This window comes from Spiroplasma endosymbiont of Lasioglossum malachurum (genome assembly GCF_964020065.1).
Classification (GTDB): domain Bacteria; phylum Bacillota_I; class Bacilli_A; order Mycoplasmatales; family VBWQ01; genus Spiroplasma_E.
Genome location: NZ_OZ026534.1, coordinates 748,568 through 775,132, shown reverse-complemented (window position 1 = coordinate 775,132; position 26,565 = coordinate 748,568). Strand labels below are relative to the sequence as shown.

Below are 26,565 nucleotides of genomic sequence, written 5' to 3'. Positions count from 1 at the left end.
AAATAAAGAAACACAGATTACTAAAAAGCCTCTTAGTTTTTAAAAATATTAAATTGTATTAATTTAAGTACTATTAAGATAACTTCTATAATTTAAATAATTTGCTTTTGCTATTAACATATTATTTAATGTTTGATAATTATATATTTTTGCTCCATTAGTTAAAGATTTTAAAAAATGATATACATCACTTTTTGCAGAACATCCAATATTTCAATCAGCATTTTGATTAATAATTCCTTGTTCATTATTTTTAAAATAATTATAAGTTTTTTTAGTAACTTTATTATGATTATTTTCTAAAATAGTAATTAATCCATTATAATTCCCATTTGAAAAAGTAGTTGTTACATCTAAATACTTTGTTCAATCAAGTGCTTTCTTTTGATGTTTACCACGAACATTAACAAAAGATTTTCATAAATAACTAAAAGCATGATATTTATCTAAAATATAATAACAACCTAATCAACTAGCCATTGCTCTAATTCATAATGCACCATCACCAGAAACTACTAAATTATAATTATTATATTCTCAATTAATAGCAAATATATTTAATTTAATATCATAATGATTATTAATAGTTTGCATTGTAAAATTATGTAATTCTTCTTGTTTTGATGCATTATTAGTTTTAAATAACATAAATGAAGTTATTTTCTTGTCTAATTTATTTCTATATGAATAAATTTCTTTTCTTCCTAAATTATAAGTTAAAAGTCTACAACAATATTGTTGTTTTAAACCATTTTCATCTCAACAAGTTATATAAGCATCATCTGCACATATATTTAATTTTTCATTATCTAATACTTTAAATTTTTCTTCTGGTATTCATTTTTCAATTTTTGCATTTTTAAAAATTCTTGAAATAAGATTTTTAGAAAAAGAAGTATATTTAAATTCTGATTGAATATTAAAATAACCTTTTTTACTTATTAAATTTTCAATTAAATTATCTAATATATCAAAATATAAATCATTAGTAATTCTTGCTCTTTTTTTAATACCAAATTCTTCATAAATTGGATAATAATGTCTTTTATTAATTGTATCTCAATAAACTCTTTGTCTAAAAGTATCTATTCCAATTGGAGTATTTACTGTTCTATTACATGTTCAAGCAACTTTATATTGATTTTTATCTCTATTTAGAAAAAAATATTCATCAAAATCATGGATTTTTTGAAAATATTTTGCTAATATATTAGTGATTTCAGATTTTAGAAATCTTTTAAAACTAAACATTTTTTAACACCTTTCTATTTATTTTTTAACTCAAAAATTGTATCAAATTTATTAAAATATTGTTGAAAAATGTTTGGTTTTAGAGTATAATATTAAAGAACGATAAAATAAACTGCAAATTCTATTTACGTTTAAAAGATAACTTTTATTAGTTATCTTTTCTTTTTTAATAAAATAATGTACAATAAAGAAAAATATAAATAGAAAAGGAAAATAAAAGTGGAATATATTGCATGATGAATATTATTAGGAATATTTATAATTAGTATTTTAGGATTTATAGGTTTATATGGTTGAAATCTATGTAAAAAAAATAAAGTTTTTGGAGTATTATTCTTAACTATTTCTCTTAATATTATAGGAACTTTTATTGGTTGTATGATTGTATATAAAATACAACATCCAGAATTTAAATTTTGAAAAATTTTAGGAAATAAAATTAAGAAAATTTTTAAATTTAAAAAAAGAAATAAAAAAATAGTAGTATAATGCTATTTTTGTTATAATTATATTATAAAAATTAAATAAAAAAATATATGAAGTAATTAATAAAGTTAATAAGTTGTTGTGGGAAAACTTAACTTAAAGATTATATTAATTATATCATAATTTTTCGTTTTTTAAAGCATATGAAAGGAGATTTTTATGTGCAAGAAGAAAAAATAAAAATAAGAACAATTTTTAATGATGCAAAAGCATTAAGAGAAAAATTAGAAGAATATTTTAATCATTGTAAACAAACTGAAGAAGTACCTACTAAAATTGGTATGTTAGTTTATTTAAATATTACAGAAAATACTCTTTATAGTTGAAAACAAAAAAAGAGAAATACTTTTTTACAACAAATTAATTGAGCATATTTACAAATACGCCATATTAATACACAAAGATATTTAAAAGCAAATGCAAATAATACTGCATGATATTTAGAAAGAGCATTTGTGAAAGAATATCATTTATCTACAAAAATTGATATAAAAAGTAGTGATAATACAGCCCCTATAGCAATTAGTTTAGAAAATAAAGGAAAAAATAAATCTTAAGTAATTTTGGTTATTTATTAGATATTGCTAAAAGAATGTATTTAAAAAAACCTTTAAATATTACTAAAATTAAACAATTAGGTAGTCGTAAATCTGGTAAAACATTTAGTGATATTGAATTTCTTGGTATTTTATTAATGTTAGATAATATTAATATTCATGCTTATTTAATTCGTAATATGTCAAAACAATTAAATGATAGTTGACAAGAATTAAAACAAATTATTAGAGCAACATATCCTAGTATTAATTTTATTATTAGTGAAACTAAAAAAACTATTGAATTTAATGGTAGTAAAATAACTTGTAAATATTTACATTCACAAGATAATAGTAATGTTAAATTAACTGGATTAGCAAGTAATTATTTATATGATTATGTAATTATATGAAGTGATGAAAGATATGAAATTACTGAAAATGATTATCAAGATTTAAAAGATGCTATTCGTGGTGCAAATCAATTATTAGAAATTGAAAGTTGTAATCCTTGAAGTATTTTAAATGAATTTATTAAAAAAACTATAAATGCTTGTCCTCAAAATGAAAAGCAAATTATTAATGAATATGAACAATTTACTATTATTGATAATACTATTTATCATTATCAAAATTGAAAATTAAATACTCATTTAAAAGATAGTGATAAACAACAATTATTAGAAATAGAACTTCTAGACCCAATATCTGCAAGAGTAAGAAGTCATGGTTTAGTAGGTTATGAATCTGGTGGAATATATTCACATTTAATTCATAAGATTAGTAGATTATTACAATCAAGTTATAGATTTAGTGCTGGATTAGATTATGGGTTTAAAGATGATGCTTTAGCATGTTTATTAATAGGTTTTGATTATAATTTTAAATTTGTTAATGTTATTGATTGTTTAAAAATAGAAAATAAATTAATTCGTTATGATAATAAACAATTAGCAAGATTAGTAGTTGAGTTTTATATTAAATTAGCAAAAGAAAATAATTTGTTATATGAATATGGTTTAACTGTATATTGTGATTTTAGTAATTATACATTTATTGAAATGTTAAATGATACAGCAATTAAATATCAAGTTAATTCATGGCTATATTTTAAAGATTGTGTGAAATTAAGACTTGAGTTTAGAATAGGTAAAAACGTGGCTTTAATGGCATCAGAATGCTTAAATATTAGTATGAATGCACAAGCATTATTAGATGAATTTAGATTGGCTGTATGAGACCCTAAAAGTATTAAACAAATACCATTAGCTGGTAATGACCATTTACGTGATGCATTTGATTATGCAATTGAGCCATATATTAGAAATTTAAGTGCAAATATAAATCCTTATTTTGAAAGGAAGTAACATATGAATAATCATAATACTGAAATATTAATTCCTAAGTGATGTATGATTAATCTTCAAGAAATAATAGCAAATCATGCAAGTAAATTATTATGGGGTAATGGTTATACTTTAACAAGTGAACATGAAGAATATAAAAGAGCAATTGAAAAAATAAAAGAATGAAATAATTTTGATAGTTTGTTTTATCAAGATTGTCATATTAAATCTAGTTATGGTTATAGTATTGTTCAAATTGATAAAAGTAAAACTGGTAGAATATCATTAAATTTTGCTCAGCCATATGCTCAATCAAGAGTTGCAAGAGTATTAGAAACTGAATATAATGCATCAACATGGTCAAGAGTACAGTATGATGACCAAAGTATTTATGTTAAAACAACATATACTCAAAATCAAATAATTAGATATTTTACAAGTGATTATGTTACTTTAGATGGTTTACAAGAAAAGATAAGTAAAGATTTACAATTACCATTAATAGAAAATCATAATTTAGGTATTATTCCAGTTAAATTTATGCAAAATTTACCTAAAAAGAATTTTTTTGGTGGAGTTATTGGTGATTATTATCCAGATATGACTCCAATTAAAAAATTACAAGAATTATTAAATAAAACATTTGAATCAATTGACCATGAACTTGAATTTAATGTTACTCGTGTATTTTTAGATATTACTGAACAAGAGATAAATCAATCTAAAACTGCTTTTGATTTAAAAAAATTAATAGGTAAATTTATTTTACAAGCAAATTTAAGAAGTTTAGGAAGTACTAGTGGAACACCACCAATTGCAATATTACAAGGTAGTCCAATATTAGATAAATATGCTGAATTTATACAATTTATTATTGATAAAGCATTTGAAGGTAGTGGATATAGTCCAGTAAATGATACTACAAGTCAAAAAACTGAAGCAGAAGTATTAATTACTAATTCTCGTGATATGGAAACTACAAGAATTAAAAGAACTTTAAATCAAAGTGATTGAAATGAAATATTTCAAAGATGTTTTATATTAATGGGATTAGATGGTGATAAATCTAAATGAACATTTGAAATTAAAGAAAATACTATTACAGATAGATTAAAATCACTTGAAATTGATGAAGCAGAATTAAGATTAGGAATTACTAATATTAAAAGAATTATTGTTAAAAGATATGGTGTTAGTGAAGAAGAAGCACAACAAATTATTAATGAAAATAGAAAATATCAAAAAGAAGAAATTGAATTTAATAATACTTTTTTAGGAGAAACTAAAAATGGGAATGACACCAAAACAGAATCATCAATTAATTAAAACTGTATGAAAAAGTACAGGTGAAATTGAAAAAGATTTTACACAAAATAAAGATTTACAATTTCGTGTATGTCCTTTTACTATTATTTTAGGTGCTATAAATTCAACAGAAACGGGATATAAACCACCAACTAGTATTCCTAATGATTATACTTCATTTAGTAAAATCTTTACTGGTAGAGAAGCCATACAAGCAGTTTGAGACCATTCTTATTATCCTATTCAAAATAAAGATAATCCAGATGAAGCATATAAACAATTACAAATTGGTGATGTATTTTATGGAAATATTGTAAGTGACCAATTAGGTATTACTTATTCAGCAACGCCAGCAAATAATGCTTTTATACAAGAACAAGCAATTAAAAATGTAGTTATTAATATTCCAAATGAAAAAAAGAATTTTAATTTTATTAATAATATTGTTTCAAATCTTTATAAACTTTATATGATTCCAGAAATTAATAAAGTTATAAATACTGATAAATCAATTAAAGTTGATAGACAATGATATATTCTTGAAGTTGCAACTAAAACTTATAATCCAGAAAATAAAGAATTGGCTTATATTCAATGTACTTTTAGTTCATTAAATGATAAATTAGCACATAGTGGATTAGCAATTAATCAATATGTGCAATTAGGTGCGCCCGGTGACCCAGTAGCATTACCAGCATTAGATGAAAATAATAATATTGTTTTGGATGGTAATTATTTAACACCATTACCAGTTACTCATTGTCAAATATCATTTTATGGTTCAGTAAAACCTATTTCAATAGCATTATGAGGTAGAGATATTGATAATAATCCTATTAATACTAAACAACATAAATATCGACAATATCCAAGTAAATTATTATTTCCATGACAATATCAATGTTCAACTTATGACCCAGTAAGTTTTCAAGCATTACCAGAAACTAATTATGTATTAACTGTTCAAGGACAGAGTGTTATGGATAGTTATTCAGATTGACAAAAAGTAATTGCTCCAAATTATGATGATGGTGCAACTAAACATTATGAAGGTCATTTAAGAACTAATGTTGAAAAAACTAAAAATACTAATAAAGTTGATGTATCAAATAGATTAGTAAATTATTGAGATAATAATTTTTTAAATGGTGCTGAAATAGAAGATTATAATTATGCAACTGCTGGTAATCCATATTTTCAATATTATAATAAAAATAATAAAAAATTTATTGGTAATACTCATTATAATATGAATAATAATAAATTTAAGCAATTAAATACTATTAATGCATTACATTATTTTATTTATAATCCTATTAGTGAAATACCGTTAACAGTACGAGAAACAATTAAAATTAATCTTAATACAATGCCTATATTTGGCTCATTTATGAATGCTTTTGTTGGTGGTTTAGATATTGGTGCTAAATTATTAAGTAATTTATTAATACCTCAATTTCCTTATATAAATGGCTTAATATCTGCTGAATTATATAATTTTTATACAACATTATTATATAGTTCACAAAGTACTAATCCAGCATTAATTCCATTAGATGTATTTAGAAATGATACTCCAGATGCTATACAAGCAGTTGCTGGAACAGCAAGTCATATGACATCATTTACATTTAATTTAACTGATATGATTAATTTACAAAATTTTGATATTAATGATGGAAGTATTTCTTCACAAGGAGTTTATGATACTGTAAATTTAGTTCAAAATGGTGCTGGTGGTAAAGATACAATTTCATTATTAGCAAAAGAAGATAGTTCAACTCCATTATTAAATGAATCTAAATTTACTAATACTAATATATTAAAATGAGCAATTGATATGATTGATATTAAAGTTGTAGGTAAAAGTAATTTTAAAATAACATTTTATTCAATGCCAGATAATAGAAATGGTGCTGTTAATGATAATTTTAGTATTTGAAGTGGTACTTATCAAACAGTAGGTAAAGCAAGTAATAATAGTAGATTAATTCAAAATACATTTATTTTAGCAAATAATACTTTTAAATTTGACCAACCATTTAATTATCCACAAGCAATTCAACCACCCCCATTAATACCAAGAGCGCATCCTATATTTATTGATTTAAGTAATCAAAGTCAATATGGGATTAGAAATAGTATTATTAGTACTACACCAGAAAATAATAGTTATCAAATGAGACCTTATATAAATGAAGAATTAAGTGGTTATGGTAGAGCAATATTATTTTCATTTAAAGATTATGGTTATGATAGTTTTGATAAATTTAAAGAAGATTATGAAAGTATGACATTTAATTTTAATTTTAATATGAGTGGTTCATTTCCATTGAAAGGAACATCAACAACTGGTAATAAAAAATCATGATTTTCACCTATAAAAATTAATTTAAGTGATTTGCTAAATTGTAAAGGTAAGTGCAACTAAATTATTTTTCTATCCAAATATTCGATTGGTGAAAGATAATTTAATATTTTTCTCGGTCTTTGATTTAAAGACAATATAAATTTATGAACTTCATTTTTATTAGTTTTTGAAAAAATAAATTTTTTAGGAAATTTTTCTCTAATTAAACCATTAGTATTTTCATTAGTACCTCTTTGTCAAGGTGAATATGGATTGGCAAAATAAATTTTTACATCTAAATTTTTTTCAAGTTGTTGTCAATTTGAAAATTCTTTGCCACGATCAAAAGTAATAGTTTTAACAATGTTTTTAGGAAGAATTGATAAATAATAACTGACATTTTTATTAATAACTTTAGTAGTTCTGTTTTTAACTAATATTGCTAAAGTAAATCGTGATACTCTTTCAACTAAAGTTATTAAACATGATTTGCTTTTGCCTCTTGATGATACTATAGTATCTCCTTCTCAATGACCAAGTGTTATACGATCATTAACATTTATATCTCGTTCTTTAATTGATTTACCATTAAACTTGCCACGATTTTCTTTAGATTTTCGTTTTTTACCTTTTCTTCTTAAATTTTTACTAGTAACTTTATCAAGCATTCCAAAATAAATTCAAGTATAAATTGTTTTAAAACTAATAACTCACTCTTTATGAAAATTTTTAATTCTGCCATAAATTTGTTCAGGTGATCAACCTAATAGTAATTTTTGTTGTACATATTTTACTAAATTCTTATTTTTAAACTTATGAAAACTAATATGTGATTGTTTTCGATTTTCAGCTTTATTTTGTGCAATTAATGAAAAATAATGATTATTATCTTTATTTCTATTAATTTCTCGAATAATAGTACTAATACTTCGATTAAGATTTTTAGCTATTTCACTAATTTTAAATTTAAATTTCAATTGATTCTCAATATAAATCCTTTCATCTATGCCAAGATGTTTATAACTCATATAAAAACTCCTTACTTTTTTCTAAACTAAATTTAACATTATGAAATTTTTATATGAGAATTTTTTGCAATTTTATTTACTTGCACTTACAAGTATAATTCAGCATACAAAATTAGTTATAAAAGTAATTTTTATTATTAATTTTTATCTTTTCAAAAAGGAACTAAAAATTTATTAATTAACTATTAGTAGTAAAAATAAAAGTTAAACCTTCATATTTATTACCAAAAGCAATATCCTTTGAATTTTTACCCTCTAATCGAATTTTTATATAATCATAATATTTATCACCAAATTTTTTATTGCCAGTAATAGCAATAACATTATTATAGCCGCCAGCATTTAACAAATATGGTTTAAAATTATCAAAAGTTAACCAAGTAAAGGGTTTTTTTGGAATAAAATTTAATAATGGAACTAAAATATTACCAAATAAAGGGTTTTTCACTTCTTCAGAAGGAATTCACTCTTGAAATAATTTTCAAAAATTTTTAGCTTTATCTGAATTATTTCTTAAATATTGTTCTTTTTGATTTTTTTCTTCCCTTTTAAAAGTAGCACCAGCAGTAACTAAGTCATTATAAAATCCACCACTGTCTTTTTTGTTAATTGATAAATATTGTGTTCCATTAACTAATGGTTCTAATTTTTCATTTATATAATCTTGTAATGGACTAAAATTAGCATCAAAACTACAATCTTTTACCGTAGAATTATTATAAACAGCTAAATGAATTTTAATATTAGTAGTACTAATTTTTTTTATTTCATCTTGACCATTAGTAATTTCATAAGTAATATTACTAAAATCTTCTGGAGCAGTATTAAACAAGTTACTAATATTGTCTTCAATTAATTTTTTAAAATCAAAAACATGATTTTTATTTTCGGGTTTTAAAAAATTATTAAAATTGGGATAAGTATTATTAGCAATTAAATTTGCAGCATCTTCTAATAATTGCTGATAATCAACTGATGAATTGTGAAAAACATCACATGCACTAATATTAATACTAGTAATACTAGTAAATGCAAAAACACTTATAATTTTTAATATTTTTTTCATAATAAACTTCCTTAGATAATCACTACTTTTTAGTATGCTAAATTGTAAAGGTAAGTGCAACTAAATTATTTTTCTATCCAAATATTCGATTGGTGAAAGATAATTTAATATTTTTCTCGGTCTTTGATTTAAAGACAATATAAATTTATGAACTTCATTTTTATTAGTTTTTGAAAAAATAAATTTTTTAGGAAATTTTTCTCTAATTAAACCATTAGTATTTTCATTAGTACTTCTTTGTCAAGGTGAATATGGATTGGCAAAATAAATTTTTACATTTAAATTTTTTTCAAGTTGTTGTCAATTTGAAAATTCTTTGCCACGATCAAAAGTAATAGTTTTAACAATGTTTTTAGGAAGAATTGATAAATAATAACTGACATTTTTATTAATAACTTTAGTAGTTCTGTTTTTAACTAATATTGCTAAAGTAAATCGTGATACTCTTTCAACTAAAGTTATTAAACATGATTTGCTTTTGCCTCTTGATGATACTATAGTATCTCCTTCTCAATGACCAAGTGTTATACGATCATTAACATTTATATCTCGTTCTTTAATTGATTTACCATTAAACTTGCCACGATTTTCTTTAGATTTTCGTTTTTTACCTTTTCTTCTTAAATTTTTACTAGTAACTTTATCAAGCATTCCAAAATAAATTCAAGTATAAATTGTTTTAAAACTAATAACTCACTCTTTATGAAAATTTTTAATTCTGCCATAAATTTGTTCAGGTGATCAACCTAATAGTAATTTTTGTTGTACATATTTTACTAAATTCTTATTTTTAAACTTATGAAAACTAATATGTGATTGTTTTCGATTTTCAGCTTTATTTTGTGCAATTAATGAAAAATAATGATTATTATCTTTATTTCTATTAATTTCTCGAATAATAGTACTAATACTTCGATTAAGATTTTTAGCTATTTCACTAATTTTAAATTTAAATTTCAATTGATTCTCAATATAAATCCTTTCATCTATGCCAAGATGTTTATAACTCATATAAAAATTCCTTACTTTTTTCTAAACTAAATTTAGCATTATGAAATTTTTATATGAGAATTTTTTGCAATTTTATTTACTTGCACTTACAAGTATAATTCAGCAATTGATAGTTATTCATAATTTTATCTACCTTATTTTTAAATTATTGTAAAGTAATTTATATAAATTATTATAATAATAATTGTAAGTTATTAACTCACATTTGTGCTTGCGTTAAATTTAAAATATCTTTACTAATCATTGCTAATAATTTATTAATAAACTTTTCAAGATTAGTAGTGGTGGGTAAAACCATCAATTTGCCTTTTCCATCATTATAAGGATTTTTTCCTAATTCATATTTTCAACTTAATGTTAATTGTTCATTTTCTATGTGAATAACTGGTAAATCCTTATTTCCTAAACTATAAGCAAATTCATTAAGTAAATTCATTACTTTTGGTTCTAAAATTAATCTTAATTTAATTTGATTATCACATTTTACTTCAAATAAATCTTCAAATAAATGTGATTCTAATTGAACTTTCTTTTTACTACGAAATTTTTTTGAAAATATATTACGTGGTGTTAATGTCATTGTAAAATTATTATTCCTAATAATAGTTGTATAATAAACAAAACGTGCATAATAACAAGTAATTTTTTCTGTTTCAATAACTTGAGCAGCACTATTATATCCAGAACTTGTCTCATACATAACTTTTTGGTTAATGATACTTCCATAGTTAAAATTTTGACCATTAATACTTCCTATCATTATTTGTTCACAATAATTATAATAATTAGGTTGTTCATCTAAAGGTAAATTACCTTGTGGTTCAATTGTTCAATAATCACTAATAGTTGTTAAATTCATTTGTGAATTATTATCTTTAATAACTCATTGATAATAGTTAATAATTGGTAATTCTTCTATTAATTTTTCATGAATTTTAGTTTTTAATACAAAACTCTGCACTAATAAAAAGCATCCAACAATGAATCCAATAATACTAATAATGGTAAATGGTTTTTTAATAAATGATGATTTGTTAATACCAATACTAACACCAATAGCAATTAGAGCAATAATGGTAGTAATAATTCATAAACTAATTCATAAACGATTATTTATTAATTTAATTCATCAATGATTACTACTATTATTATAGTCAGTATGAATATTATTAACAATCTCATTTACAACCTTTGGCGATAAATTATGTTTCATAATTATTCCATTCTGTTTTAATTCTTAATATAGCTTATAATTAATTTTGTTTTATAAAAAAATAGAAAAAGACTAACTATAGATGTAATAATCTATTTAGAAGTCTAAAAACCTACTATTATAAAACTAATTACATTATAACATATATATTATTAGTTTTTTTCTAAAAAATCATTAATTTCAGTAATATTAACAGGTGCATTTTGTGGAGGTTTACCTGCATTACCACCATGCATATATTTTGCAGGAACTGCTACCATAAAAACTTTAGGATCGATTCGAACTATTTTTGTTTTAAAAAAATTATATTCTAATAATGACATTGTTGTCATCATCATTTTATATTCATTACCTGAATACAAACCTTTCACATTTCAAACATTACCACCACGTAAATAATTATTTCGATAAATATCATTACGGATTTGCTCTAATTCATTAGAAATAATAAATACACTCATCAACATATATTTTGGATAAACTCTATTCATAACAAAAGCTGCTACATAAATATAAACAAGCGTTGACATAAAATAAGGCCTAACTAAAAAATTATCAACAAGACTAGTTTTCTGTAAAAAAGTTCCATCAAGAATTAAAACAATAACAACAATAATAATATTAGTATTTCTAATAATAGTAGCAATTGAATATTTACGTTTCATAGAAATATAAGTACTAATAAAATCCATACCACCACTAGATCCACCAGTTTTAAATAAAATACCAATACCAGCACCATAAATTAATCCACCTAAAGCAGCAAAAATAAAAGTACGTGGTAAAACTAAGTGCCAATAATCTGTAGTACCTTTTAATGGCTCATTACCTAAAACTTGAAAATTTTTAAGAGCATCAATTGCTGTTAACAAAAAGTTAATTCCATTTTGAAATAACAAATAAATGATAGTATAAAGAGTAAAACGAAATCCAACCTTGAATAATCCTCAAATAATGATAGGACCATTAATAAGAAAATATACTGGATAAAATCAAAATGCTTGCGTTGTTTCTTGTTCAGTAATACTGCCATTATAAGATAAGGCAATAAATTTAGCTATTAATTGTGCAAAAGCTGATAAACCATTAGTATATAAACCAGCACGATTAATAAAATAAAAAAAGGAAACAGTTGTTAAAAAAGCACCAATAAAAATTAATAATAAATTTTTGGAAGTTATTTTTCAATTAAAATTTTTTCATGAAGAATGGATCTCTTGTTTAACACCAATATTTTTAAAAGTAAAGGCATCAACAATTAACGGTGGCTCTTTATCTTTATTTTTTGCTTCTGAATTATTGGACATATTAAACTCCTTTTTAACTATTAAATTGAAGTATTGTTGGAACATAATTACTATCATCATAAGGCGAAGGTAAAGACATGTCAATTAATGAATCTTGAAAACTAATCACAAAATTAACTTTAAGTTCTAATTTATTAGGACCAGAGCTTGTAACTTTTTGACCATCAATTCCTTTGATATTAATATTAACAGAATTAACATAAGGATTATTATTTAATGCTAAACTTATTCCTTCTTGAACTAAGGTTTTAGTTTTTTGAGAAAAATCAGCATATGTTTTATCAATATCAAGTTTAGTTTCATCATCAACACTAATTGGTACTATTTGTTCTGATAATTTAGTAACATCACTAACACAACTATAAACTATGTAATCGCTTTGTGTATAAGAACATTTTATATTAAAAGTTTTTTTTATGTATTGTTCAACTTTAAAACTTTTATCATTATTTACTACTCCAACTTGATAAGTAATATTAATACTAATTCTACCGGTTGAAGTATCAATATTTCAAGTTCTTGCTTTTGTTGATTCATCTATTTTACCATTATCAATCGTAAAATAATAACATTTAGTACCTACTTCTAATTGACTATCAAATCAAGTTGGTTCTTTAATATTTGCTTTATCTAAAATTAATTTGGCAAGTGATTGTGCAAGACTGCTTTCTAATGCTTTATTTTCAATAACTTGTTCTTTTTCAGGTCTTTGACCATCAATAGGAACACCCACTGGTTTTTTAATACCAACTTTTGATAAAGTTGATTCTCAACCATTATAATTACCATTACCATTAGTAATTGCTTTTAAAATACTATCTTGTTGTTGATCAGAACAAGCTAAAACTGGCGTTACTATTCCACTACCAAAAGCAATAGTACCCATTAATGTTAAAATTTTTTTCATAATTATAATCATTCCTTAATTTAAAAAATATCATATATAAATTGTAACTTATTTTTATTATTTTGCTATACACTATCTTCAAAATCTTTATAATTAATATTAGTTTAAATTAAAGGAATTGATAATATGTTTAAAATTTTATATACACTAGTTACTATTTCACTAGCCGCTTTTACTAATTTAAGCCAAGTGAAAATAAATAATTATCATCATAAAGAAATAAAATCAGAAAATACTATCCTAAATGAACAAAGTTTAACCTTAGCTTTTGAAAGTGGAAATTTTTATAATTGAAATGAAAATGATTCAACTAATTCTATTGCTGGTATTTTTACAAATTCACAAGCACAATCTTATTTATTAAATAAGGATGGCACATATAATAATTTAGACTTACAAATTAATAATTTTATTAGATTTGATGATAACTTAGGAATTGCTACTTTAAATAATTTTTATAAAAGTGATGATACTAATTTTATTAATAATTCATTTTTAATGACTAAAAATGGTATTAGTGATGATGCTACTGCCATTGAAACTCCAAATCATACTTTTACTAACTTTGGTAATAATATCGTTAGTACCGATATTGGTGTTGACTTAATTAATATAGAAGGAAAAGTAACTAACTTAGTTACTCCCTATCACTATGGAAAAGGTAAAACTAGTTTTACTACTATAAATGATACTTTTGGTGTTTTTGTTGGTGGTGATCAAAATTCTTATATTCTAAAAGTTGATGGTAATATCAAGCCAATTAATATGAATGTTCCTAATCCAATACTATTAAATTCTTTTGTTGCCATTAATAATAATGGTGGCATTATTCGTGATGTTAATGGTCAATTATTTTATTTAACAATAGAAGATAATGGTAATGCTACAACAAAACCATTAATTATTAATAAGGAGCCACTGTTTAGTACTACTACTGTTTTTTTTAGCAAGACTGGTAACAATCAAGGAATTTTAAATGTAAATCTCAAAAATAGCTCCAAATTTTTTGGACAACCTTATCATTTAAGCATTACTGATAGTAATGATATTAAACTTACAAAAATTAATGAACATTATATGAATAATTTTATTTTACTTCATGATGGTTTAGGTATTTTTATTGATGAACAAGAAATTGGCTATTTTGTAAATGAATTAGGTGCTTTTACTAAAATTGGTTATTGTGCCAATTTCCAAAGAATAAATGATAATCTTGGTTTTATTAATAATAATACAAGTAAATTATTACTAAGTGATAGTAAAAATAACAATTGAAGTCGAATTAATACTATTAAATTTACTAAAACTAAAAATGAACAATTGACTAATTTTATTAATTCATATATTTATAAAGATAAACTTACTGCAGTTAATCGTACTAATAATTGAATTAGTAATAATAATCTAATTTTAAATGTAACTAATGATGAACTAAAAGATATTACTATTAATGATAATCAACCATTATTACCAAATATTAATAATAGTATTACAACTATTATTAATAGTAATTCTGAAATTAATATTAAATTTAAAGATGAAATAATAACTTACCATGTATTAATATATAATCAAAATATTTTGCCAACACTAGATAATAGTACTAATACTAATATTAAATATGTTGGAATAGTAAATAATAATTTATATGACATTAATAGCACTAATACTAATGACGGTTTTACAATTAATTTTAACTATGATAATACTATCCAATTTGTAAATATTATTACTATTGATAGTACTACTATGAATAAAATGAATTTATGAACATTAAAACCAAAAACTACTTTTAAATTAAATGCCAAAAGCAATAATAATGTATATTTACTACAAACTGTTAATTGAAATAATATTAGCAACTGACAATATTTTACTATTTATCATGGTAATAATTTACCTATTATTGAATTTTGAACTACTGATACTGGTATAAAATTATGAAATGTTGCTTTAAAACTTAATTATACTTCTAAGGAACTAAAAAATATGAATGCAACAGAAATTAATAATCTAAGAAATTTATCAGTTAATTGAACAATTAATGAAGCGCGTGGTAATACTTTAGGTTATATTATTTCTGGTTTTCTTAGTATTGGTTTCATTTTAACTATTATTGCTATTATTTATGATTAATACTTAAAACAACAATTTAAAAAAAAGAAATCTAACACAAAGACAAATGTGAATTAATACAAAATAACTGTTCTTTTATTTTTTTGGAATTAGGTTTATCATTTTCTAAGCTATTTACTGCTTCAACATTAACTGATAAACTTAGTTCATTAGATTTCCGTCTTTCACTTTGTTCTTCTCTTATTTTTCTAACTCAAGGATTAAATGAATTAGCAAAACCTAAAAAATCAGTTTATTTTACAAAACAATTATTTGGAACATAATATCCTTTTGTTTTTGTATAAAACAAAAAAGGTTCTAGAAATTTTTTTCATAAAAAAATTCCATCATTAAAAGGTTCATAAACAGCAAAATAAGAAATAGTCTGTTTATCTACTTTTATTCCATTAGGAAATGTAAAATCAGTTAATAATTGTTGATTAGGTAAAAAAATGTATAAAAATTTTCATTAAAATCTCTAACGTTAATATTAACAAGTTCAAAAGAATGCTGGATTGGACATAATTGATCATTTATTGCCTCTTCATAACCCAAATTTTTACTTAATTTATCAAGAAATACTTTGTTTTCTAAAGTATTTGATATTTCTAAAGAGTATCTAAAATTAAAAAAATTTTCATAATTATGACCTTTTTTAAAAATTTTACTCAAATCTCTTTCTCTATAACTATTTGATCAACTATCTATTTTCAATGCTGCAAATGAATTAGTAGGTATTGGTGGTTGATAATATTTTATTGATTCATCTATTGTTCAACAAACTGCAAAAAGATCATAATCAGGAATTATTGGTTTTTTTCTTTAGAAATTTCTTGACAAAAAATAGAAATTGGAAAATAAATTAAATTATTTTTTTCAATTTCTATTATTTCTTTTAAATCTCTATTATTTAAATTTTTAATATTATTTTCTTCATCAAGCACAAAAATATAATAAACATTATATGTATTATCATTTTTTTCTTTTTCTAAATAAAGTACTATCTCGTTTTTTTTATTTTTTGGTTGACAACATTTAACAAAAATTTGATCCAAAAAAAATTCAGCATCAATAATTCCAAATTTTTCCATATTAACTAATAAAAAGAAAAAATGTTCATTAGTAATTTTGCTAAATTGTAAAGGTAAGTGCAACTAAATTATTTTTCTATCCAAATATTCGATTGGTGAAAGATAATTTAATATTTTTCTCGGTCTTTGATTTAAAGACAATATAAATTTATGAACTTCATTTTTATTAGTTTTTGAAAAAATAAATTTTTTAGGAAATTTTTCTCTAATTAAACCATTAGTATTTTCATTAGTACCTCTTTGTCAAGGTGAATATGGATTGGCAAAATAAATTTTTACATCTAAATTTTTTTCAAGTTGTTGTCAATTTGAAAATTCTTTGCCACGATCAAAAGTAATAGTTTTAACAATGTTTTTAGGAAGAATTGATAAATAATAACTGACATTTTTATTAATAACTTTAGTAGTTCTGTTTTTAACTAATATTGCTAAAGTAAATCGTGATACTCTTTCAACTAAAGTTATTAAACATGATTTGCTTTTGCCTCTTGATGATACTATAGTATCTCCTTCTCAATGACCAAGTGTTATACGATCATTAACATTTATATCTCGTTCTTTAATTGATTTACCATTAAACTTGCCACGATTTTCTTTAGATTTTCGTTTTTTACCTTTTCTTCTTAAATTTTTACTAGTAACTTTATCAAGCATTCCAAAATAAATTCAAGTATAAATTGTTTTAAAACTAATAACTCACTCTTTATGAAAATTTTTAATTCTGCCATAAATTTGTTCAGGTGATCAACCTAATAGTAATTTTTGTTGTACATATTTTACTAAATTCTTATTTTTAAACTTATGAAAACTAATATGTGATTGTTTTCGATTTTCAGCTTTATTTTGTGCAATTAATGAAAAATAATGATTATTATCTTTATTTCTATTAATTTCTCGAATAATAGTACTAATACTTCGATTAAGATTTTTAGCTATTTCACTAATTTTAAATTTAAATTTCAATTGATTCTCAATATAAATCCTTTCATCTATGCCAAGATGTTTATAACTCATATAAAAACTCCTTACTTTTTTCTAAACTAAATTTAGCATTATGAAATTTTTATATGAGAATTTTTTGCAATTTTATTTACTTGCACTTACAAGTATAATTCAGCATAATTTTTAAAATTTTTATATTCTTTTTCTGTCATTTGTATATTTTGTATATTTTTAGGCATATCTTTTAATCTTTCTTTCAAATATTTTAATTTAATAAAAATCCTAATATAGAGAAATATCTATATTAGGATTGGATATCTATTAAATTATAATTAGAATTGTAATTTATTTTTTTAATGTGTCAATTAAAAGCTTTTTTTAGTTTAAATAGTTAAATTATCAATAATACTCTTAATTTCTTCTGCTTCTTTAAATTCATTTTTTCGTTTGAAGGCTATACATAAATTAGATAATAAAATTTCTTGATTATTAGTTTTTTCAATTTCATTTTTTAAAACAAAATAAAGGTACCCACACTGTCAAAAAGTTGGCTTTCTAAGAACTAAATAATTAATATTATTAATCATAATAATATTTTTAGTTTGTTTTTTTAAACTAAAAGTTGTTAATCCTTTATGATAAATAGTTTTTTTTATCATCAATAGTTATTGAACTTCGACTATATTGATTTTCAAATCATCAATTTTTTTTATTATTCATATATTAATATTATTTTCTTTTTTTATTTTTAGTTTTAATTCCAATTTTATTTAATAACGTTAAAATTGAAGATTTATATAATCCTTGCTTTTGCAATAAAAGTGAAGTATAAATAATAGATTGTACTACCGTACCAATAATAATAGCTACTGCATATCATAAAATACCAATATAACTACCATCAATATTAGTAACACCACCAAATAAAGCAATAATAAAAGAACCTCAAGCCCCAACATGACCAAGTACACCAAAACCAAATGCTAAAGCACCCGCAACAGCACTACCAATAACATTAGCAACTATTGTTCTTCATGTATCTCTCACTGCAAATGGAATAGCAGATTCAGAAATTCCCATAAACCCTAATAATCAGGCATTTCACCCTAATGATTGTTCTTGTTTTATAAATAATTTACGACTAAATACTGTTGATGTTAATGCACAACCCAATGGTGCAATCGGAATCGCTGCTGCTACTGGTCCCATTAATCGACCACCATCTTGTACCATTAATGATGTTGCAACAAGAACAGCTGTTTTATTAATTGGACCACCCATATCAAATCCAACCATTGCTCCTAATAATAATCCAACTAAAAATCCTATATTTGGATGTAACCCCATTCAACTTAAACCATAATCCAATGCACCCATTACATATCCAAACGGTGCTGCTAAAAAGAAAGCGGTTGGAATTGCAATAATTGCTGTACAAAAAACAGGAATAATAATAATTGGCATAATTGGTAATAATCATTTTGGTACTTTTCATGAATTTACAAATCTAACTAAATAACCAGCCATTAGTCCTCCATAAAGAGCACCAAATAATGTTCATGAAACATTAGCGTTACCCTGAAAAGGTTGACTTGCATCAATTTTAGAACTAGCAGTAAGATTAAATACTCCTCATCCAAATCACATTCCCGTACCAGGTGATACTAATAAAAATGTAATAATCATTGCTGGAGCAATACCGGGACGTCCTGCAATTGAATAAGCAATATAAGCGCCCATGATTGGTATCATCAATGTAAAGCCAATACCAGCAATGTTATTGATAATCATTAATACATGCATTAGCGTTGTACCACCAATTAATCCAGAATTAACTCCTGGTGGATTTGTTTTTAATCAAACAAGTTGTTCTTTTCATGAATTTTTAAATTCAAATCCATTACCAAAAGTACCTTTTGCGATACCACCAACAATAGCAAAAATTAAACCAGCAAAAACAACAAATGGTATCATATATGATACTCCACTTAATAAATGTTTTAAAATTGCTGGTTTACCTTTCGAAGCATTTAAAATGAAATCACCACTATTACCATTAGGTTCAGCGTATATTTTTGCTTTTGTTAAACTTTCTTTAATAGTTTGTTTAGCATCTTTAACTACTGGTTTTGTACCACAAGTATATGTTTTTTTACCAATAAAACGTTCTAAGTCAATTGCAACATCTGTTGCTAAAATAACGACATCCGCTTCTTTAATTTCTTGTTCTGTTAGTACATATTCTGGTCCTTTTTGACCTTGACATTCAATATGTACTTGATAGCCTAGTTCTTTTCCTGCGGTTTCTAATAATTCTTTACACATGTAAGTATGAACTACTCCAGTTGTACAAGAAGAAACTCCAATAATTTTTTTTGTTTCCTTATTTTTCATTGTTTTTATTTTTTTTTTAGTACTATTTTTAACTGTTTCATCATTAATAAGCGATATTATTTCTTGTGAATTTTTTGCATTTTTTAATTTTTTATGAAAATCTTCATTTACAAGTTTAATTGCAAGTGTACTTAAAATATCTAAATGTAAATTTTCTGCTTGTGTTTCAGGAATTATTAAAGCAATAATAAAAGTTGTTAATTGTCCATCTATTGCTTTTCAGTCAACACCATTATTATTACATAATATTAGAATTGCAGGTTTTTTAATTGATTTAATTCTAGCGTGTGGAATTGCAATTCCACCTTCAAAACCTGTTGATGATTCTTGTTCACGAGCAAGAAATGCTTTTAGTAATTCATCACGATTAGTAATATAACCTAATGAAAATGCCAAATCAGTAATTTTAGTTAGTGCTTCTATTTGATTTTTAATATTAGATTCAAAAATAATATGTGAGTTGTTTAATAAATCATTAGTTATTTTCAATTTTACCTTCCTTTCCAATGATTATTTTATCTCCTTTTTTAAATAAAAACCAGAGATTTTTTCAGATAATTAAAATATATTTTTAACTATTTATTCAATTAAATTTAATATTTATAAAATTAGATATATTACATACTTCAAAGTTTTTGCTGTTTTTTAAACAAAATATAATAAATAAAAATTATCAACATTAATCCCATATTTCCTTATAAATTAATATAAATAACTTATTTATAAAATAATGTAAAATTAATTTAGATAAAATTTAAGTATTTAAAGAAAGGGAAAATTAGAGAAATGTTTAAAACAAGAAAAGAAAATTTAAATCAGAAAAATAACAAACTTAAATCAATAACTGATTATCAATGATTAGCTTTAGATATCGGAACAGAAAACTTTAAAGCTAGACATATTAATATAGGTCTTAGATATGATGCTCCAACCTATTTAGCTGAAGACTATGAAAAAAATAGAATTCTTTACGGTGAAGAGGCTAAGGCTTTAACTGACAAAACAAATGAAAATGTTATTATTAAACGTCCAGTTCGTGATGGTAATATTGCTGATCCAAATGCTTTACAACGTATTCTTACTAAAATTTTTCAAGATTTCAGACTTGAAATTAAAAATTTAAAAGAAATTAATAACAATTCTATAAAAAAACATGAAAAATTAGATAAAAATTGTAATTTGATTGTGTTGATGGCAACACCAAGTGAAATTAATTCAGTACAAAAAGAAGCTTTAGAAAATATTGTATATCGTTTAGGAGCACTCCGTGGATTTGTACAAGAAGAAGTAAAAATGGCAGCCTTAGGTTCAGGGCAAGATATTTTTGGAAGTGCAATTATGTGTATTGATATTGGTGGTGGCAGTACTGATGTTGCTATTATTAGTAATAATTCAATATTATATTCATATACAACACATTGTGCTGGTGACTATTTAATACAAAAAGTTCAAGAATATATTATAAAAAAACATGCCTTAAAAGTTGGAATAAAAGAAGCTGAAGATGTTATTAAAAATATTGGCTCACTTATGAAATATCAAGATGAAAAACCATACACAATTTCGGGTTTTTCATTACCTAGATTAAATTCTCAACCAGGAGAAACAATGTCAATTTCTAAAACTATTGAAATTACACCAGAAGAAATTCGTGAAAATGTTATGCAAGTTCAATTCAAAGAACATATTATTCCAGCCATTCGCAGAGTACTAAGAACTGCTGGTGACAAGGCTGCTGGAAGTATTAGTGATTTAAAGAAAAAAGGTAAGGGAATCACAATTTGTGGTGGTGGAGCTTATATTAAAAAAGTTGATAAATTTATTCAAGAAGAATTAGCTAAAGAATATTATATTGAAGTTAAAACTGAAAAAGGTACAAAACCAATGCGTCAAAAATATGAAGGAGATCTTTTTGAAGTGCGGACTGCTCTAAATCCTTTAGATAATGTTATTGATGGTTGTGTAAAATATCGTGATACAATTTACAAACAATTAATAATTGAACAAAATCCTAATCGTGAAATTCTAATAAAGGACGAAGATTTAGGATAAAAAACTATAAAAATCTTAAATTAATTTAAATTATTAAAAATTTTGGGCGGTTGTCAAAGTTACGAAATAATTTATTATCATATTAGTAACTTATTTCCAAAAATGAATTATTTGAAAAATAATGAAAATTAGACAAAATTACTCTCTTTTCTTAAAACATTAAATTTATATTTTATATTCGACGTATTTAAAAAAAATAAAATATACATTTTGTAAGTTAAATTAAAATTATCAACAAGGAAAAAGACAAGAAATAATCTTGTCTTTTTTTGTAATGCTGAATTATACTTGTAAGTGCAAGTAAATAAAATTGCAAAAAATTCTCATATAAAAATTTCATAATGCTAAATTTAGTTTAGAAAAAAGTAAGGAGTTTTTATATGAGTTATAAACATCTTGGCATAGATGAAAGGATTTATATTGAGAATCAATTGAAATTTAAATTTAAAATTAGTGAAATAGCTAAAAATCTTAATCGAAGTATTAGTACTATTATTCGAGAAATTAATAGAAATAAAGATAATAATCATTATTTTTCATTAATTGCACAAAATAAAGATGAAAATCGAAAACAATCACATATTAGTTTTCATAAGTTTAAAAATAAGAATTTAGTAAAATATGTACAACAAAAATTACTATTAGGTTGATCACCTGAACAAATTTATGGCAGAATTAAAAATTTTCATAAAGAGTGAGTTATTAGTTTTAAAACAATTTATACTTGAATTTATTTTGGAATGCTTGATAAAGTTACTAGTAAAAATTTAAGAAGAAAAGGTAAAAAACGAAAATCTAAAGAAAATCGTGGCAAGTTTAATGGTAAATCAATTAAAGAACGAGATATAAATGTTAATGATCGTATAACACTTGGTCATTGAGAAGGAGATACTATAGTATCATCAAGAGGCAAAAGCAAATCATGTTTAATAACTTTAGTTGAAAGAGTATCACGATTTACTTTAGCAATATTAGTTAAAAACAGAACTACTAAAGTTATTAATAAAAATGTCAGTTATTATTTATCAATTCTTCCTAAAAACATTGTTAAAACTATTACTTTTGATCGTGGCAAAGAATTTTCAAATTGACAACAACTTGAAAAAAATTTAGATGTAAAAATTTATTTTGCCAATCCATATTCACCTTGACAAAGAGGTACTAATGAAAATACTAATGGTTTAATTAGAGAAAAATTTCCTAAAAAATTTATTTTTTCAAAAACTAATAAAAATGAAGTTCATAAATTTATATTGTCTTTAAATCAAAGACCGAGAAAAATACTAAATTATCTTTCACCAATCGAATATTTGGATAGAAAAATAATTTAGTTGCACTTACCTTTACAATTTAGCATATTTTAAAAAGGAGATAAAAAGAAAAATGAAAATACAAAATAAAATTATACTAAGTTCAACCATTTTCGGTGAAGTTATAGGAAATATTGCTGAATGATATTCAATCCCAACAATGATTGCTGAATGATTAGATATTATGGAATATGATTTTATTGATAATTATATAAACAATGATTTTAATCCATATCGTTCTACAGTTAAAGGTGTTTTAATATGAGGTTTAATTTCAGCAGTAACAATGGCAATAACTTCAACTGTTAGTGTAAAAACTGTTGAATATGTAAAAGTACTTTATAAAAATTGAAGACAAACAAATAGTAGAGAAATTGATGAAACAACACCTTTACTATCACAAACACAAATAAATTCAATAAATAATAATGAAGTAGAACCACCATTAGTATTAAATCCAGCAATAAGTGTAAGTTTATAATTAATATGGAGCGGAAAAAGATATGAAAAAAAATATTATTACTACTTGCAATAAGTAATATTTTATCAATGACCAATAGTAATTTTTCTTATAATATTAATTCAAATTTAACAAGCACAATAAAAAGTAGTGATGAAATTAATTTTTTAGCTACAGCAGATATTCATGCTGGATATCCTCAATCAGTTAGTGACAAAACAATTAGTGTCCTTGCTAAATATTTACCAGAAAATAATAATAGAGGTGTTATTATTTCTGGTGATTTAACAGGTTATGTTAAATATACAGGGAATTTATTTTCTTATAAATTAATGTTAGCATCAATCTCTAATCATCTTTTAGCAGGTTTTGGTAACCATGATTCTGATACTACTTGTAAAGTTAACCAAACTTGACTTAACCAAAATATTGTTAAACAAAATGCTATGACAGCAGCTCACTTACTCTATTATACTTCAAAAAATGAAGTTCCTGTATATTCTTGAAATTGATTAGGTATACATTTTGTTCAATGCAGTTTAGCGCCAATTAATAAAGATACTTCAGGTTGAAATTTTGGAAGAAGTGATCCTGGGCCAGCATTAACTGAATTACAAAAAGATTTAGAAATAAATGTTGGTTTGAGTAATATGCCAATTGTTTTAGCTTTTCATTATGGATATGATGATTTTTCAATTGATCAAGAATGATGAAGTAAAGAACAAAGAACTGAATTTGAAAATGAAATTTTAGCAAAATATAATGTTATTTTAATGTTAACTGGACATCAACACTTTGTATCAACCAAATATGATGAAAAAATAATTGCAGTTAATGTTGGTAAAAAGACAATTTATGATGTTTTAAGTGGTACTGCACTTTTTGGTGGTTATTCTGAAATTTCTATAAATAAAACTAACAAAGAAATTACAATTAAGCATCATAACGTACAACAAAACGATGAAATTGTTATTAATAAAAAAATTAAATATTAATTAAAATTAAAAACTAAGTTTTATTAAAACTTAGTTTTTTAAGAGGTTTTTTAGTAATCTGTGTTTCTTTGTTTTGCAAAGTACTAGTTCAGATTAATTCTGTCTTCAAATTTTATCATAAAATGAGCAATTGCTGTATTTCAATTTTGAATGGGCATTGTTCATTTTTTTGATATATTTTCAATTGCTAAGTAAAATATTTTGAAAACTGCCATATCATTTGGAAAAACTTTTTTATTTCTGATGACTTTTCGTAATTGACTATTAACAGATTCAATAGAATTTGTAGTATAAATCACTCTTTTGATTTCTGGAGGATAACTAATAAAAATCATTAAATTATCTCAATTTTTATATCAAGATTTAGCAATTTGAGGATAGTGTTTATTTCATTTACTTTCAAATGATTCTAAAGCTTGCATTGCTTGTTCTTCACTACATGCATTATAAATTGGCTTTAAATCTGTAACTAGTGATTTTCGATATTTATATGAAACATATTTTAAACTATTTCTGATTTGATGAACTATACATAATTGATGTTCAGTTTTAGGATAAACTGATTGTATTGCTTCTGACATGCCTGTTAAGTTGTCACTACAAGCAATAAGAATATCATTTAAGCCACGATTTTTCATTTCTGTGAAATTTGCTAATCAAAATTTAGCGCCTTCATTTTCACTAATTCATAAACCTAAAACATCTTTTTTACCTTCTAAATCAACACCTAAAGCTATATAAACTGATTTGTTAATAATGCGTTTATCTTGTCGTACTTTAACTACTATACAATCAAAATAAACAATGGGATAAATGCCTTCTAATGGTCTATTTTGTCATGCTTTGACATCATCAATCACATCATCAGTAATTTGACTAATAACACTTTCACTAATATCAGCACCATGATATAACTCTTGTAACTGCATTCTAATATCTGATAATGTCATACCTTTTGCATATAAGGAAAGAACTTGTTGATCAAAACCATCAAATCTTCTCTGTCTTTTTGGCACTATTACAGGAGTAAAATTACTATTACGATCTCGTGGTACATCAATCTCAATTTTACCTTGTTGAGTTATTAATTTTTTTGAACTTATACCATTACGAGCATTGTCACTATTACTATGTTGATTTTTTTCATATCCTAAATAATTTTGCATCTCAGAATTCAACATTTTTTCAACTAAACGTTTTGTTAATTCTTTATATAAACCCCCTTCTTTAAAAACTGTTGTTAAATCTTCAGTATTTTCTAATAATAAATCTACTGCTTTTGATATTGGATCATTATTATTAAAGTTATCTTTTTTAGCCATCTGTAACTCACTCTTTCTAATCATTTAATTATATTTACTAGAATTAATTAAACATAGTTATTTTTGTAAGTTACACAG

General features: G+C 23.5%; 23 protein-coding genes. 10 read left to right on the top strand and 13 right to left on the bottom strand.

All coding sequences use genetic code 4. The features are described from left to right. Positions 1–63: 63 nt before the first annotated feature. A complete protein-coding gene (locus AACK95_RS04340; protein WP_338979544.1) occupies positions 64–1,251 on the bottom strand; it encodes an Mbov_0401 family ICE element transposase-like protein in 1,188 nt (395 codons plus the stop codon). Between the two features lie 647 nt (positions 1,252–1,898). Here AACK95_RS04340 and AACK95_RS04335 point away from each other — a divergent pair. From AACK95_RS04335 to AACK95_RS04320, 4 genes are read left to right on the top strand one after another with little or no spacing between them, the layout of a single operon-like run. Continuing rightward, positions 1,899–2,294, top strand: coding sequence for a terminase small subunit (locus tag AACK95_RS04335; protein ID WP_338979542.1), 396 nt, complete (start codon positions 1,899–1,901; stop codon positions 2,292–2,294). Positions 2,295–2,329: 35 nt separating this feature from the next. Beyond that, entirely contained in the window at positions 2,330–3,640 is a 1,311-nt protein-coding gene (locus AACK95_RS04330; RefSeq protein ID WP_338979540.1) for a phage terminase large subunit, read from the top strand. Positions 3,641–3,643: 3 nt separating this feature from the next. After that, complete coding sequence (locus AACK95_RS04325) at positions 3,644–4,945, top strand: hypothetical protein (protein ID WP_338979539.1); 1,302 nt, start codon at positions 3,644–3,646, stop codon at positions 4,943–4,945. Then, positions 4,914–7,355: a hypothetical protein gene (locus tag AACK95_RS04320; RefSeq protein WP_338979538.1), complete on the top strand. Its 2,442-nt coding sequence runs from the start codon at positions 4,914–4,916 to the stop codon at positions 7,353–7,355. Before AACK95_RS04325 ends, AACK95_RS04320 begins: the two co-directional genes overlap by 32 nt. Here AACK95_RS04320 and AACK95_RS04315 read toward each other — a convergent pair. The 6 genes from AACK95_RS04315 to AACK95_RS04290 form a co-directional block, all read right to left on the bottom strand. Then, entirely contained in the window at positions 7,352–8,302 is a 951-nt protein-coding gene (locus AACK95_RS04315; protein ID WP_338979395.1) for an IS30 family transposase, read from the bottom strand. The genes AACK95_RS04320 and AACK95_RS04315 overlap by 4 nt on opposite strands. A 178-nt stretch (positions 8,303–8,480) precedes the next feature. Further along, the gene (locus AACK95_RS04310) at positions 8,481–9,368 is read right to left on the bottom strand and encodes a hypothetical protein (RefSeq protein ID WP_338979537.1); all 888 of its coding nucleotides are present in this window, start codon (positions 9,366–9,368) and stop codon (positions 8,481–8,483) included. Between the two features lie 60 nt (positions 9,369–9,428). After that, entirely contained in the window at positions 9,429–10,379 is a 951-nt protein-coding gene (locus AACK95_RS04305) for an IS30 family transposase (protein ID WP_338979536.1), read from the bottom strand. 172 nt (positions 10,380–10,551) lie between these two features. Next, positions 10,552–11,592 (bottom strand): DUF3137 domain-containing protein, encoded by a 1,041-nt coding sequence (locus AACK95_RS04300; protein WP_338979535.1) that lies wholly within the window; start codon positions 11,590–11,592, stop codon positions 10,552–10,554. 152 nt (positions 11,593–11,744) lie between these two features. Further along, a complete protein-coding gene (locus AACK95_RS04295) occupies positions 11,745–12,899 on the bottom strand; it encodes a YitT family protein (protein WP_338956719.1) in 1,155 nt (384 codons plus the stop codon). Between the two features lie 13 nt (positions 12,900–12,912). Further along, entirely contained in the window at positions 12,913–13,806 is an 894-nt protein-coding gene (locus AACK95_RS04290) for a hypothetical protein (protein WP_338979533.1), read from the bottom strand. A 126-nt stretch (positions 13,807–13,932) separates the two neighbouring features. Here AACK95_RS04290 and AACK95_RS04285 point away from each other — a divergent pair, with 126 nt between their 5' ends. Continuing rightward, positions 13,933–15,942 carry a hypothetical protein gene (locus AACK95_RS04285; RefSeq protein WP_338979531.1) on the top strand — a complete coding sequence of 670 codons (2,010 nt, stop codon included), beginning with the start codon at positions 13,933–13,935 and terminating at the stop codon, positions 15,940–15,942. Between the two features lie 83 nt (positions 15,943–16,025). After that, a complete protein-coding gene (locus tag AACK95_RS04280) occupies positions 16,026–16,205 on the top strand; it encodes a hypothetical protein (RefSeq protein WP_338979529.1) in 180 nt (59 codons plus the stop codon). 142 nt (positions 16,206–16,347) lie between these two features. Here the strand turns inward: AACK95_RS04280 and AACK95_RS04275 are convergent, their stop codons facing one another. The 5 genes from AACK95_RS04275 to AACK95_RS04255 all read right to left on the bottom strand — a co-directional run bounded on the left by AACK95_RS04275 (position 16,348) and on the right by AACK95_RS04255 (position 20,855). Beyond that, on the bottom strand, positions 16,348–16,635 hold the full coding sequence (locus AACK95_RS04275) for a hypothetical protein (protein WP_338979527.1): 288 nt from the start codon (positions 16,633–16,635) through the stop codon (positions 16,348–16,350). A gap of 92 nt (positions 16,636–16,727) precedes the next feature. Next, entirely contained in the window at positions 16,728–17,075 is a 348-nt protein-coding gene (locus AACK95_RS04270; RefSeq protein WP_338979525.1) for a hypothetical protein, read from the bottom strand. Then, complete coding sequence (locus AACK95_RS04265) at positions 17,076–18,026, bottom strand: IS30 family transposase (protein WP_338979395.1); 951 nt, start codon at positions 18,024–18,026, stop codon at positions 17,076–17,078. 311 nt (positions 18,027–18,337) lie between these two features. Beyond that, a complete protein-coding gene (locus AACK95_RS04260; RefSeq protein WP_338979523.1) occupies positions 18,338–18,613 on the bottom strand; it encodes a hypothetical protein in 276 nt (91 codons plus the stop codon). Between the two features lie 70 nt (positions 18,614–18,683). Continuing rightward, positions 18,684–20,855 (bottom strand): fructose-specific PTS transporter subunit EIIC, encoded by a 2,172-nt coding sequence (locus tag AACK95_RS04255; protein WP_338979521.1) that lies wholly within the window; start codon positions 20,853–20,855, stop codon positions 18,684–18,686. 279 nt (positions 20,856–21,134) lie between these two features. On the opposite strand from AACK95_RS04255, the gene AACK95_RS04250 reads away from it, so the two are divergent. From AACK95_RS04250 to AACK95_RS04235, 4 genes are all read left to right on the top strand, one after another. Next, positions 21,135–22,400 (top strand): rod shape-determining protein, encoded by a 1,266-nt coding sequence (locus tag AACK95_RS04250; RefSeq protein ID WP_338979520.1) that lies wholly within the window; start codon positions 21,135–21,137, stop codon positions 22,398–22,400. 380 nt (positions 22,401–22,780) lie between these two features. Then, the gene (locus tag AACK95_RS04245; protein ID WP_338979519.1) at positions 22,781–23,731 is read left to right on the top strand and encodes an IS30 family transposase; all 951 of its coding nucleotides are present in this window, start codon (positions 22,781–22,783) and stop codon (positions 23,729–23,731) included. 52 nt (positions 23,732–23,783) lie between these two features. Beyond that, a complete protein-coding gene (locus AACK95_RS04240) occupies positions 23,784–24,191 on the top strand; it encodes a hypothetical protein (protein ID WP_338979517.1) in 408 nt (135 codons plus the stop codon). 5 nt (positions 24,192–24,196) lie between these two features. After that, positions 24,197–25,165: a metallophosphoesterase gene (locus AACK95_RS04235; RefSeq protein WP_338979516.1), complete on the top strand. Its 969-nt coding sequence runs from the start codon at positions 24,197–24,199 to the stop codon at positions 25,163–25,165. An 83-nt stretch (positions 25,166–25,248) separates the two neighbouring features. On the opposite strand, the gene AACK95_RS04230 is transcribed toward AACK95_RS04235, so the two are convergent. Beyond that, a complete protein-coding gene (locus AACK95_RS04230) occupies positions 25,249–26,487 on the bottom strand; it encodes an IS256 family transposase (protein ID WP_338981012.1) in 1,239 nt (412 codons plus the stop codon). Positions 26,488–26,565 lie beyond the last annotated feature (78 nt).